12 protein-coding genes are annotated in these 13572 nt (G+C 35.6%); all 12 read left to right on the top strand.

Annotation, left to right across the window (positions count from 1 at the left end):
- Nucleotides 1-212 precede the first annotated feature (212 nt).
- The 12 genes from ACTHOQ_RS02360 (at nt 213) to ACTHOQ_RS02305 (ending at nt 13135) form a co-directional block, all read left to right on the top strand.
- Nucleotides 213-1166: a glycosyltransferase family 2 protein gene (locus ACTHOQ_RS02360; RefSeq protein WP_440494062.1), complete on the top strand. Its 954-nt coding sequence runs from the start codon at nt 213-215 to the stop codon at nt 1164-1166.
- Between the two features lie 41 nt (nt 1167-1207).
- A complete protein-coding gene (gene galE / locus ACTHOQ_RS02355; protein ID WP_440494061.1) occupies nt 1208-2167 on the top strand; it encodes a UDP-glucose 4-epimerase GalE in 960 nt (319 codons plus the stop codon).
- 297 nt (nt 2168-2464) lie between these two features.
- The gene (locus tag ACTHOQ_RS02350) at nt 2465-3262 is read left to right on the top strand and encodes a TIGR00282 family metallophosphoesterase (RefSeq protein ID WP_440494060.1); all 798 of its coding nucleotides are present in this window, start codon (nt 2465-2467) and stop codon (nt 3260-3262) included.
- A 251-nt stretch (nt 3263-3513) separates the two neighbouring features.
- Complete coding sequence (locus ACTHOQ_RS02345) at nt 3514-4278, top strand: tyrosine-protein phosphatase (protein WP_440494059.1); 765 nt, start codon at nt 3514-3516, stop codon at nt 4276-4278.
- A 208-nt stretch (nt 4279-4486) separates the two neighbouring features.
- Nucleotides 4487-5479, top strand: coding sequence for a UDP-glucose 4-epimerase GalE (gene galE / locus ACTHOQ_RS02340; protein ID WP_440494065.1), 993 nt, complete (start codon nt 4487-4489; stop codon nt 5477-5479).
- 371 nt (nt 5480-5850) lie between these two features.
- Nucleotides 5851-6759 carry an LCP family glycopolymer transferase gene (locus ACTHOQ_RS02335; RefSeq protein WP_440494058.1) on the top strand — a complete coding sequence of 303 codons (909 nt, stop codon included), beginning with the start codon at nt 5851-5853 and terminating at the stop codon, nt 6757-6759.
- 169 nt (nt 6760-6928) lie between these two features.
- Entirely contained in the window at nt 6929-7828 is a 900-nt protein-coding gene (gene galU / locus ACTHOQ_RS02330) for a UTP--glucose-1-phosphate uridylyltransferase GalU (RefSeq protein ID WP_440494057.1), read from the top strand.
- Nucleotides 7825-9156, top strand: coding sequence for a UDP-glucose dehydrogenase family protein (locus tag ACTHOQ_RS02325; RefSeq protein WP_440494056.1), 1332 nt, complete (start codon nt 7825-7827; stop codon nt 9154-9156). The genes galU and ACTHOQ_RS02325 overlap by 4 nt, the downstream gene beginning before the upstream one ends.
- A gap of 6 nt (nt 9157-9162) precedes the next feature.
- Entirely contained in the window at nt 9163-9852 is a 690-nt protein-coding gene (locus ACTHOQ_RS02320) for a sugar transferase (protein WP_440494055.1), read from the top strand.
- A 116-nt stretch (nt 9853-9968) separates the two neighbouring features.
- Entirely contained in the window at nt 9969-11189 is a 1221-nt protein-coding gene (locus tag ACTHOQ_RS02315) for an O-antigen ligase family protein (RefSeq protein ID WP_440494054.1), read from the top strand.
- A gap of 20 nt (nt 11190-11209) precedes the next feature.
- Nucleotides 11210-11959, top strand: a complete 750-nt coding sequence (locus ACTHOQ_RS02310) for a WecB/TagA/CpsF family glycosyltransferase (RefSeq protein ID WP_440494053.1) — start codon at nt 11210-11212, stop codon at nt 11957-11959.
- A 252-nt stretch (nt 11960-12211) separates the two neighbouring features.
- Nucleotides 12212-13135: a glycosyltransferase family protein gene (locus ACTHOQ_RS02305; protein ID WP_440494052.1), complete on the top strand. Its 924-nt coding sequence runs from the start codon at nt 12212-12214 to the stop codon at nt 13133-13135.
- Nucleotides 13136-13572 lie beyond the last annotated feature (437 nt).

Here is a 13572-nt window from a genome sequence, read left to right as displayed (position 1 = left end):
GGATTTTAATAGAACAGATTTTGATTTTGATAGAAAAGTTAAGTAGCTTGATGCGACAACTATATTGACAAACACCGACAATGGCTTGAATTAAATATACCGAAATTAAAGCAACCAATTTCAATAGCACGTACAAAATAATGATGTTGAGATCAATTAGGAAAGTATATTTTTCTAATGGCAACCAACTCAAGCAGTTAGGAGAATGTTAAATGATGCCTATCGTTACTGTTATTGTCGCTGCAAAAAATGTTGAAACATCTATAATAAAGTGTCTTCAAAGCTTGCAAAACCAAACATTGCAAGCGATAGAAGTGCTCATCATGAATGATGGTTCTACAGACGGGACAGCAAGTGTTTGTGAAACATTCATAAAGGGAGACCTTCGTTTTCAATTATTTACGCTAGAAAATGCCGGTTTAGGAGAAGCACGGAATTACGGGATAAAAAAAGCTGCCGGAAAATATATCGCATTTGTAGATGGTCATGATTTTGTGGAAAGTACGATGTATGAAAAACTGGCGCAGCGTGCAGAGCAAAAAAATGCGGATTTTGTGTTATGCGGCTATACAAAATATTGGCCTGAAACGAAGCGTAAAAAACTATATAAAATAAATGAAACGCTGTCGAATAAACCAAATCCGGTAGATTATTTCCTGGCAAAGCATAATGAGGCATATGCTATCATGTGGAATAAGCTTTTTTTGCGAAATACAATTGTAGAAAAGGAATTATTTTTTGAAAACCGTGCCTTTTTCGAGGATGTAGGTTTTGTTGCACGCTATTTATCATTTGCGAAAAAAATAGCTATTGTGAATGAACCACAATACTGCTATGTACAGCGTGAAGGCACATTTAATAAAAGCTATAATCCAACGATTGCACAATCCCATGAGCAAACATATTCGCAGCTCAAGCAATTTTTTGATAAAAGGCAATATCGCAATGTGATGGAAGCATTAAATTTAAGACTATATATATATCGCTATCATTATGTATTGGTAACGACATCGAATACACGGCAATTAAAATCTTTAGAGCGCCAAATTATGAGGGAAGGCAAAAGTTTTTCCCAACTCCCATGGAAACTTCGAATAATGAAACCATTAGTAAAGCTGAAATTATATCCGACAATTTTTCGCTTAGTTCGCAAAGTAAAGGTTTGACAGCAATTTTTCATTTTGATTAATGAAAGGGGGAAGGTTTGTTGATATTAGTCGTTGGTGGTGCAGGCTATATTGGAAGCCATGTTGTAAATCTATTAGTAGAAACAGAGCAAGTCATTGTATATGATAATTTATCAACAGGAAATCGTGAAGCAGTAAATGAAGCAGCTATTTTTATTGAAGGTGATTTAGCGGATGAACAGCGTTTGACGCAGGTTTTCTCGCTTTTTCCCATTGATGCGGTAGTCCATGTTGCAGCTGCAAGTGCAACTGCGAATTCTGTTGAAAATCCGCAGCATTATTATGAAAATAATGTTGCTGCCACTTTAGTGTTGTTAAAGGTTATGCGTACACATAAAGTCAATAATATCATTTTCTCTTCTACATCTGCTCCATTAAATGAATTTCTGCAAGAACAAAGTTTTGCTGAACCGATGAACCCATATGGTCGATCCAAATATTTTGTTGAAAGAATTTTGGAGGATTATGCGAAAGTATATAATATGAATTGTATTGTGCTGCGTTATCTTAACGTAGGTGGCGCACAAGCCATGGCACAAACGGGAGAAAATCATTTGCCTGATACCCGGTTAATACCTCTTATATTGGAACATTTAAATGGCGAAAACCCGGAGATCACAATATTTGAAGAAGATTATGTTACTTCCGATGGGACATGTATGCGGGGCTTTATTCATATTGAGGATTTGGCAAATGCCCATGCATTGGCATTACAGACGTTAAAAATTGAAAAAACGGCATTTACAATTTATAACTTAAGTGATGATCAAGGCTATTCCATAAAAGAGATTATTGAAATATGCGAGCAAATAACAAATAAAAAATCGAAAGTGAAAATTTCCAGAAGACGTGAGGATGATTCGACTGCACAAATTGCTAACCCTCAAAAAATGAAAAAAGAACTTGGTTGGCAAGCGGAAAAGAATCTTCAGCACATGATTGAGGACGCTTGGAGTTGGCATCAAAACTTGAAATATTAATGGGAAATTTTCTGCTGCATTTTACTTTGCGGCAGTTTTTTTGATTTAGCTCCTTTAAGACTGTGTATAACCGGCAATTGATCCAACAGTATGATATATCGCCAGCTTTCTTAAAGAATATAAAAACGCAGTACCAGGTGATAACAGCTGACTGACCGCTATTCCATTGCATCGAAAAATTCCAGCTTATCTGCAAATAGGCTAGGGGCAATTGATTATTCATTATAAAAATTGCTAATAACCTGAAACAAATGGTAAAATGATTAAATGTTTAGGAAGAGAAAGAGTGGTTATAAAATGAAAGTATTATTTATTGGGGATATTGTTGGTTCCATCGGACGTGATGCGGTTGAACAGTACTTGCCTCGTTTAAAGAAAAAATATAATTTGGATATTGTAATTGCAAATGGCGAAAATGCTGCGGCAGGCCGCGGGATTACCCGTCCTATTTACACTGATTTGTTGCAAATGGGCGTCGATGTCATTACGATGGGCAACCATACGTGGGATAATAAGGACATTTTTGATTTTATCGATGATGCGGATTACTTAATCCGGCCAGCGAACTTTTCGAAAGACGCACCAGGCCGCGGGATGACCCAAGTATCGAAAAATGGTGTGACAATTTCGGTCATTAATCTGCATGGCCGTGTATTCTTACCGCCCCATGAAGACCCGTTTGCAATGGCATTGGAGCTTGTCGAAGAAGCGCATAAAACCTCGCCGCTCGTGTTCGTCGATTTCCATGCAGAAGCAACGAGCGAAAAAATTGCACTAAGCTGGCATTTAGATGGCAAGGCATCTGTCGTTGTTGGGACACATACACATGTACAAACAGCCGACAATCGCATTTACCCGGGAGGCACAGCGTATATTACCGATGTTGGAATGACTGGACCATATGATGAAGTTTTAGGTATGGGAAAAGACAATGTCATTTATAAGTTTTTAACAAATATGCCTGCACGTTATGAAGTACCGAAAAAGGGTCGTGCCGTATTAAGCGCATTCTTTGTCGAGATTGATGATAAAACAGGCAAAGCAATTCGCCAAGAGCGTATTTTAATCAATGAAGACAATCCCTTTCAAGCATAAATAACACACCGCCTATTGCCTATGTGAACTTAGTATTGTTCAACACGAAGCATAGGCGTTTTTTAGTGGACAGGAAAGTGCAAGCTTATTAAGAAGAACCACATAAAATGAACATCATTTAGCTCAAATGCATTTTTCTCAACCCTGTTTAAAAAAGGGGTTTTCATAATAAAATGGAACTATAGGTAAAATATGCGTAATATACGTTCTAGTTAATCTGAGTGAATCATTAATAAACAGAGGTGAAGACAATGGTTGATATGCATTGCCATCTATTATGGAATGTAGATGATGGACCCAGAAGCATGGAAGAATCAATGAAACTGTTTGAACAAGCAGTGAAAGAAGGAATAACGACAATCATCGCCACTTCTCATAGCAATCATCCAAAATATGATGCGAAATATGAAGAAGTAACGAACCAAGTTACAATATTGCAAAATGAGCTTATCAATAATAATATTCCGCTTACTCTTTATACTGGCCATGAAGTACGATTATCCGAAAATATTGTTCCCCGCTACCAAAATAAGCAAATCCACACATTAGCCAACTCACAATATGTACTACTGGAATTACCGAATAATACAGTACCGATCTATACAAAACATATCATTCATTCATTGCTGCTAGAAGGCATTACTCCCATTATTGCCCATCCGGAACGCAATAAAGCCATTGCTGAAAAACCAGACCGTTTAGCTGAACTTATTCGCCAAGGAGCCTATTCACAAATAACAGCAGGAAGTTTAACAGGCCATTTTGGTCGAACTGTACAAAAGCTGTCACTTGATTTAATACGTGCCAATTTAGTTCACATGTATGGCTCGGATGCGCATAATACAACAACTCGTTCATTTCATTTTGAAGAAGGTCTTCGTTATTTGGAAAAAAGAAAACAATTGGAAGCAGTCGATACTTTCCTGGAAAATAACGCTAGAATTTTGCAAAATAAAACCTTTCTTATAAAAGAGCCCGAGGAAGTTGAAACTGTAAAGTGGTGGAAGATTTATTAAGTAAAAAAAGGGATGATTAATATGGAAACTATGGAAATAGGCATCTCCTAAATGAAAAATATTATTAAGTTTGTCGATTGCAAGGTTGTCCACTCTTTTTTTGGCATATAAGAATAGTTGCATCGTCATATGAATAGGATAGATTTTACAATGATTAAATGCTTCATATGAAAGTTGAAATAGAAACAAAGGGGGAAAGACAGCGGAAATTTTAGTAACAGGCGGTGCTGGATATATCGGTTCACATACATGTATCGCTTTAATTGAAAATGGGCATTCAGTAGTTGTTGCGGATAATTTAAGCAATAGCAATAAAGATTCGATCGAAAAGATTAAACACCTCACAAGTAAAGAAATCCCTTTTTATAAAATTGATGTGTCCGATCAACAAGCACTCGAGAATATTTTCGCAAATCATCATATTGACGGCATTATCCATTTGGCCGGGATGAAAGCTGTCGGCGAATCAGTGGAAAAGCCGGCATTGTATTATACAAATAACCTTGTAAGTACAATTATGCTAGTAAACGCTTGTTTGAAATTTAATATTAAACGATTTGTATTTAGCTCATCTGCTACAGTGTACGGGGAAAACAAGGTTCCGTTTGTGGAAACGATGGACCTATTGCCTCCTGCAAACCCTTATGGTGAAACAAAAATTATGTGTGAGCGAATTTTAACAGATATCGCTAAAGTAAATCCTGCGTTTTCCGTTTCCATATTACGCTATTTCAATCCGATTGGTGCGCATGAAAGCGGGCTGATTGGTGAAGCTCCTAATGGAACACCAAATAATTTAATGCCTTATGTGACACAAGTTGGCAGAGGAAAACGGCAATATTTAAGTATATTTGGCAACGATTACTTAACTGTTGATGGCACAGGTGTACGTGATTATATACATGTTATGGATTTAGCGGAAGGGCATGCAGCTGCAATTGAGCATTTGACTAAAGGGGTTCATGTTTATAATTTGGGCACAGGGCAAGGCACAACTGTTTTACAACTGGTAAAAGCTTTTGAAGCAGCAAATAGAGTTACTATACCATATAAAATCGTGGATCGCAGGCAAGGCGATATTGCGTCCTGTTATGCCGACACTTCAAAAGCTCAGCGGGAATTGGGATGGACAGCGAAACGCGATCTTCTCTCTATGTGCCGCGATGCTTGGCGCTTTGAGCAAAATTTCCAGGAAGCGTGAATTAAATCTTCTTATGCTTTGCCATGCCCGCAATTGAAAAACAGTTGGAAAGATGTTTTTGAAGGTATTTAGGATTTGATTCTAAATATCTTTTGTTGTTCTTTTTCGATTCAATTTCATATGTTCATAACGTATAAAAAAACGAAGCTTGGTTATAATGGCTCATATAAATATCATATACTATGGACTGAATGCCGGTTAATTAAAAAAATATTCCCGTCTTATTAACTTAATAACTCCACATGCTAAAAAACTCGAAGTATATTTCCCTACACTTTATTATCCGAAAATAACATATATTTTAATTTGACTAAAACCCATATTTGCAATAAACTACGAAACTTTAAATTGAATAAAAAGGGAGGCAATTGATGAAAAAAGGATGGAAGTGGGGAATTGGCATTATTGCTATTTTTTTTATAGGATGCCTCATTCTCGTGCTAAATGTGTACGGAGAAATTAAAAGTACTGCAAATGAAATATATACGCCTATTGACTATGGAATGTCTGATATTCGTTCAGAAGTAGTCGATGTTTCAACAAAAATAGAACCATTTTCAGCTTTGATTTTAGGGGTGGACGAACGAAATGGGGATGTCGGCCGCTCTGACACAATGATTGTTTTAACTGTCAACCCTACACTCCGGACAACAAAAATGCTTAGCATCCCGCGTGATACGTATACAGAAATAATCGGAAAAGGCTTTAAAGATAAGATTAATCATGCATATTCATTTGGCGGTATGGCAATGTCGGTTAAAACAGTTGAAAGTTTATTGGCAATACCTATTGATTATGTTGCAAAAGTTAATATGGAAAGCTTCGTAGATATTATTGATATAGTCGGCGGAATTACGGTAGAAAATAATTTGGAATTCAATTATGAAGGCGAATATTTTCCAGTTGGGGAATTGGCATTGGATGGCGAGGAGTCTTTGAAGTATGTACGCATGCGCTATGATGATCCCGCTGGTGATTTTGGCCGGCAAAATCGTCAAAAACAAGTCATTCAAGGCGTTTTAAAGGAAAGTATGTCGCTTAATACATTATGGAATTATAAATCGATTTTCAAAACAATAGAAAAGAATATCGAAATAAATGCCGCTTTCGAAGATTTACTTAACATACGAAAAAACTATGGCGATAGTTTTACTACGATTGAGCAGCTCTTTATGAATAATGGAGAAAGCATGATGCTGAATAACATTTATTATTATGTGCCAAATAAGGGAGAGCTTACACATATTCAAAATAACTTAAAGGAGCATTTGGGGATTTGAAGCAGCAATATTCACCAAATGTTTGTGGATGTTTTATTACTTTTGAGTAGTGATAATGTTTCTAATCATAACATATACAATACAATTGACTTCGAAAGGAACGACATTAAAGAACATACGGATGGTTTTAATACAGCCTCATTACTTTAAACATAGAAAGGGAGTTTTTATGAAAATTGTAAAAAAAGCAATCATTCCAGCAGCAGGTTTAGGTACACGGTTTTTGCCGGCAACAAAAGCGATGCCTAAGGAAATGCTACCAATTGTAGATCGTCCTACCATTGAATATATTGTAGAAGAGGCGATTCTTTCAGGTATTGAAGACATCATCATTGTAACAGGAAAAGGAAAGCGCGCGATAGAAGATCATTTCGATCGGAATTTCGAACTTGAACAGCATTTAAAAGAAAAAGGTAAGCTTGACTTGCTGGAAAAAGTGAATAAATCCTCGAACGTCAATATTCATTATATTCGCCAAAAAGAACCAAAAGGGTTGGGCCACGCAATCTGGTGTGCACGCAAATTTATCGGAAATGAGCCTTTTGCCGTGCTTTTGGGAGATGATATTGTGCAAGCGAACGTTCCTTGCACAAAACAATTAATCGCACAATATGAACAAACAGGCAGTTCAATCATTGGTGTACAGCATGTTTCGTACGAAGAAACAGAACGCTACGGCATTATTGATCCGATTAATAATAAGGATCGGGTGTATCGCGTGCGCAAATTTATTGAAAAACCAAAACTAGGGAGTGCACCTTCAAATTTAGCAATAATGGGACGCTATGTGTTGACACCTGAAATTTTCACTTTTCTTGAGTGTCAAGAAGCAGGGGCAGGGGGGGAAATTCAACTGACAGATGCGATACAAAAGTTAAATGAAATTCAGCAAGTATATGCGTACAACTTTGATGGCAAACGGTTTGATGTCGGTGAAAAACTAGGGTTTATACTGACAACAATCGAGTTTGCTCTCCATAACGAAGAGTTGGCATCCGATGTTCGTAAAATGCTGCAAAGATTCCAGAACAACTCTTCAAAATCAACATTATTGGAGGGAATCCATTGAAAGTAGCAGTAGTTGGCACAGGATATGTTGGTTTGGTAACAGGTGTCGCTTTGTCGGAAATTGGCCACCATGTCACTTGTATCGATATTGATGAAGCGAAAGTGAAAAAAATGAGAAAAGGGGTTTCCCCGATATTTGAACCTAGTTTATCAAACTTTATGAAAAAGAATATACAGGCTGGAAGATTATATTTTACGACAGATTACGAAGATGGATTTAAAGAGGCACAGGTAATTTATATTGCTGTTGGAACACCTGAAAATGAAGATGGCTCAGCAAATTTGCAATATGTGGAACAAGTGGCCACAACAATCGCTCTAACCGCCAAGCAAGATACGATTGTTGTGACAAAAAGTACCGTACCAGTTGGCACGAATGATCGATTACGGCAAATAATCGATCATAACAAATTATACCATATAAATATTGAAGTTGTTTCAAATCCTGAATTTTTAAGAGAAGGTTCCGCTATTTTTGATTCCTTTCATGGAGATCGAATTGTCATTGGAACAAATAGTGAAAGAGCAGCCAATATTCTAGCTGAAGTGAATCGCCCTTTCAATATCCCGATTTATATTACAGATATTCGAAGTGCGGAAATGATTAAATATGCTTCCAATGCTTTTTTGGCTACGAAAATAAGCTTCATAAACGAAATCGCCAATATTTGCGAACGAGTAGGAGCTGATGTGGAGAAAGTTGCCGTTGGGATGGGCCTTGATAAACGAATAGGCCCCGGATTTTTAAAAGCGGGGATTGGATATGGAGGATCATGTTTCCCGAAAGATACAAAAGCTCTAATTCAAATAGCCGGCAATGTGAAATACGACTTTGAATTATTAAAAGGCGTAGTTAATGTAAACAAAAAACAGCAGCGAATATTACTTGATAAGTTATACGAAAAAATCGGCAATGTGACAGGGAAGAAGATTGCGATTTTAGGATTGGCATTCAAACCAAACACCGATGATATGCGTGAAGCTCCTTCAATTCAAATAATCAATGAACTCGTAAAATCGGGGGCAATCGTTTATGCATATGATCCGATTGCGATGGGAAATGCGAAAAATATTTTAGGCGACACCCTTGTATATATGGAAGATATAGGAGAAGCAATTGAAAATGCAGCTGCTGTATTGATTCTTACAGAATGGGATGAAATCAAGAATGTGGACTTAACGATTTTCCATTCTATGGATACTCCCATTATATTGGACGGGAGAAACTGCTTTAATGTAAATGATATGGAAAAGCATAATTTTGACTACTTTTCAATTGGAAGAAAAGAGACAAAAACTACTGTTCCAGCTGCATTAGAAAGTTGGTGAAAGGAAATGATTTCACCAGCTTCCAGTGAAAATCCATCTGTTAAACGAAAACAATCTCTAACTAATCTGCACGTTCAAATAAATAACAATAAGTGCTATTTAATAAGCAAAAGAATCATTGATTTTGCATTGGCTTTGCTTGGATTAATCTTTTTGTCTCCGCTATTTATGTTAATAGCCATCACAATCAAAGCGGAAGACTATAAAGGACCGGTTCTTTATAAACAGATTAGAATAGGAAAAGACAGCAAGGAATTTTATATTTACAAGTTTCGTTCGATGGTGCCGAATGCTGAATGTTTAAAAGCTACATTGTCCGATCAAAATGAAGCGAGCGGTCCAGTATTTAAAATGAAAAGGGATCCTAGAGTGACAAAGGTTGGACGGTTTATACGGAAGACGAGTTTAGATGAATTACCGCAGCTTATCAATGTCGTAAAAGGAGAGATGAGTCTAGTAGGACCAAGACCGCCGCTCCCGGAGGAAGTGGCACAATATACAAACTATGAATTTCAACGATTAAGTGTTACGCCTGGATTAACTTGCTATTGGCAAGTTAGCGGGAGGAGCAATATTGAATTTAGTGAGTGGATGCAGCTCGATATGAAATATATTAGTAAGCGAAGCATCTGGGTAGATATGAAGTTGATTTTAAAAACGATAGTTGTTTTATTCGGCTCAAGAGGGGCCTACTAAAGGGGGCAGCGCTATCTAGCAGAGTGCCGGTAATCTTTACAGCTAATGCAGAAGCCTGGCTTTGGAGTTGAATTCATGTTCATCTTATAAATGGAACAGGAAAGGTAAATATAAAAATGTCTAAATTAAATTATAAAACTAAACTGAACCCTGATTTATATTTATTTTACTTTTTATGGCCGATCATTATTGCCCCTAAGGAAATACAATTTATTATAATATTTGCCGTATTACTAAATTTACTTTGCAGGCATAAACTATATTTCGATGCTTTAAGTTATTTTATGCTAGGTTTTATTTTTATTTATTTGTTTTCGATTATTTATAATGTAATCGGAAATTCTTTTGAGTTTAGTCGAATACTTGCCACTATAAATACTTTTAGTCTTTGGATTTTTTCATTGATTTTCTATCTTATTTTTAGATCTATTAATATAGATATGAATAAAATAAAAAAGGCTGCATTTATTAACTATTGTATTCTAATTACTTTGTGGGTTTGCAGTTTGCTGATTTACTGCATTACAAAATACTCAGATTTTAAAGTTGCCAACAGAATTCTATATTACACAGAATGGTTTGGCAACATGAAAGTGATTCGTTTTGTAGGGTTTATGGATTATTCAAATTTAATTATCGTATTTTTTATGTTTTTCTACCCTTTATTTCTTTTGACTGTATTAGAGATGAGAAATCCACTTATTAAGATTTTGTTAACTATCGGTGGCCTGCTGCCGATCATTACTACCTTTTCCAGAAGCGGCTATTTAATTGTTCTACTGTATCTATTTATAATCAGCCTAATTTATTTATATGGCAAAGTGAATAAAAAACTGTTTACAGCTTCCGTATTCTTTACCCTCTCTTTAGTTCTACCTATTGTAATTTATACGAATTTTCCCGACGGAGTTTTTTCAATATTAAAAGAATTATTCGAAGCAAGGGAAGGCAGCAATGACAGTAGAACCTATTTAATGAAAGAAAGCATCCGCATGACAATGGAAAACTCTCCGCTTATAGGGATGGGGGTAAAAGTTACATCATTAATAGGGTATCCTCTTGGGTCGCACTCGACAATAGTAGGTTTTTTCTACAAGACAGGAATTTTAGGTCTTATTGCAGGGGCTGCTATATTTTTGATCATCAATATAAAAATGTTGCTTAGCGGCGGAAATATGGATAAGAAGCTTATGAAGATTTCATTATTAATTATGTCATCTTTATTTATTGTTGAAGACATTGATGGTTCTAACTGGATTATCATTTTCTACTTTTTGCTTGCTGCCCTGATTGTAAACAACCGAAAAAAGAACATGGAATCTTTTATAACGCAATAAATTTGTCAAGAGGTGAAATTATGATGAGCTTCATAGAAAAAGAATTATTTTTAGAAAGTAAACATGCACTGCTGGACGTAATTATTACAAATACAAAGCAAAAGAAAAAAAAAGCTTACTATGCGATCAATGCTGACTGTATGCTCAATTATTGGAAGGATAATGAGTACTGCAAAATCATTAATGAAACGGAGAATGTAGTCTATGTAGATGGAATGGGCGTTATTTATGCTCAAAAATTTTTGAAACTACATCCTGCCAAAGAACGGATAGCGACAACCGATTTATTTCCTGCATTGGTGGAAGTTTTGCACAATTGTAATAGTGATATAAGAATTTTTTTATTGGGCGGCGAAAAAGATACAGCAAAAAGAGTGAAGAACAATATGCTTAAAAAATACCCTAAAGTGAATATTGTAGGGACGCATCATGGATATTTCAATAAAATGGAAGAAAGTGCTAATGTCATAAATTTAATAAACTCTTTGAATGTGGATATCCTTTTTGTTGGATTTGGCAATCCTGTGCAAGAGAAATGGGTGCATAGTCATTTCGATTTCCTGCAAGCAAACACAGTCATTACTTGTGGCGGTTTATTTGATTATTATTCCAATAATGTGAAAAGAGCGCCATTATTTATGCAAAAATTGGGGTTTGAATGGCTTTATAGATTTTTGCAAGAACCTAGAAGATTATATAGAAGATATATATTCGGGAATGTAAGTTATTTATCGAAAGTATTTTATTTAAAATTAAAACTTAAAGCTTGAAAGTCCGTAATAGGAGAGGAACAGATGCATTTAAATCAATATCATATCGTTATTTTATCCAGTATTAAGTGGGACTTCCTATGGCAAAGGCATCAAATATTTGCGAGTTTTCTTTCAAATTATACAGATGTAACATTTGTGGAAACGACAGGTTTAAGAAATCCTGATTTGAAGAAGGCGACAAACCGATTATACAGAGGAATCGCGAAAAGCAATAATTTAAAACAAACAAATGAAAAAAGTTCATTGAATGTGCTGCCACCGATCGTATTTCCGCCAACCTTTAAAATATTCAGGGAAATTAATAAATTATTCTTTGTGCCTAAGCTAACCCGCAAAATAAACGAATTTTCAAGCAAGCCTATTATTTTGCTGACATATTTACCAACTGAAACCTCGCTGGATTTATCAAAACAATTAAAACCCGTAAAGTTAGTATATGATTGTGTTTTAAATTTCGAAAATTTCCCTGGGGTTGTGAAAGATATTAAAACAACCGAAAATATACTAATAAAAAATGCGGATTGCTTTATTGTCGATTCCATACATTTGCATAAGAAACATAAAGTGAAAAGAAAAGATATAATCGAAATTCCCGCAGCGGTGAATTTTGAACATTTCAATGCTTTATATGAACATGAAATTTCCAATAATATTGTGAAAAAAGCAACATACTTCGGCGGTATAGACAATTACCGCATGGATTGGGATATTATTAGAAGTTTATTATCTGAAAATATCGTTGTCGAATTAATTGGTCCTGCACCAGATAAAATTCCTGTATCACATCCAAACTTAATTCATAAAAAGCCTATATCACATCATTTATTACCTCAAACATTGAAAGAAAGCGATGTTTTAATTCTACCGTATAAAATTACTGAATTTACTAAAGGAACATTTCCGGCCAAACTTTTTGAATGCTTTGCAACAGGCAAACCTATTGTGGCTACAGCTCTTCCTGACTTGGAAGTTTATGAAGAAGTAATCGATATTGGGCGAACACCCGATTCTTTTGCTAGTAAAGTAAAATTAGCTGTTAAGCAGGATCTTGATTTTCCGGATAGAAGGCTGGCCCGCTTGGAAATCGCCAAAGAAAATTCATGGGAAAACAGATGCAATTATTTTAAGGATGTTTTAGAAAATAAGGTGGTTATTATGTCAAAGGCACATTAAAAAATTATATGCCATATTGGGATGGTTCCTAACTGCTATTAGGGGGCATCTTTTTTAATGATGAGTCTTTGTTGATTTTAATAGAAGAGTTAGCCATGAATTTCAAGGTTGTATAACGATTTTAGCAGTAGTGAAACATAAACTTTTATAGTGATGTGGCGGGCGCGGAATCATCTCACGGTTTGGTGTAAGGATGTATTAAATTTAAGAATATTACTATATTTTTATATTGCAATTCATTCTAATTTCATTAGTAGCTGAATACTATAATAGTGTGCCTTGCTATGGATTTTTTAAGGGTTTCAAATAAGTTTCATCTACTATGGTAGCTAAGCCGGCACTAAATATTCCACATCTATCCAAGGTTGAATTCAAAATATTTATCGGGCTATTTTTGCGCGACATTAAATCGTAGGAGGTATTATAAATGGTCATAT

This window comes from Solibacillus silvestris (genome assembly GCF_051967575.1).
Taxonomy (GTDB): domain Bacteria; phylum Bacillota; class Bacilli; order Bacillales_A; family Planococcaceae; genus Solibacillus; species Solibacillus silvestris_B.
The sequence above is the reverse complement of the archived record's forward strand: the minus strand, read 5'-3'. Positions and strand labels throughout refer to the sequence as shown.

Coding starts and splice junctions, on each gene's coding strand:
- ACTHOQ_RS02310 (WP_440494053.1), top strand. CDS start 11,210: ATGATGAGCTTCATAGAAAAAGAATTATTTTTAGAAAGTAAACATGCA.
- galU (WP_440494057.1), top strand. CDS start 6,929: ATGAAAATTGTAAAAAAAGCAATCATTCCAGCAGCAGGTTTAGGTACA.
- ACTHOQ_RS02315 (WP_440494054.1), top strand. CDS start 9,969: ATGTCTAAATTAAATTATAAAACTAAACTGAACCCTGATTTATATTTA.
- ACTHOQ_RS02345 (WP_440494059.1), top strand. CDS start 3,514: ATGGTTGATATGCATTGCCATCTATTATGGAATGTAGATGATGGACCC.
- ACTHOQ_RS02335 (WP_440494058.1), top strand. CDS start 5,851: ATGAAAAAAGGATGGAAGTGGGGAATTGGCATTATTGCTATTTTTTTT.
- ACTHOQ_RS02350 (WP_440494060.1), top strand. CDS start 2,465: ATGAAAGTATTATTTATTGGGGATATTGTTGGTTCCATCGGACGTGAT.
- ACTHOQ_RS02320 (WP_440494055.1), top strand. CDS start 9,163: ATGATTTCACCAGCTTCCAGTGAAAATCCATCTGTTAAACGAAAACAA.
- ACTHOQ_RS02360 (WP_440494062.1), top strand. CDS start 213: ATGATGCCTATCGTTACTGTTATTGTCGCTGCAAAAAATGTTGAAACA.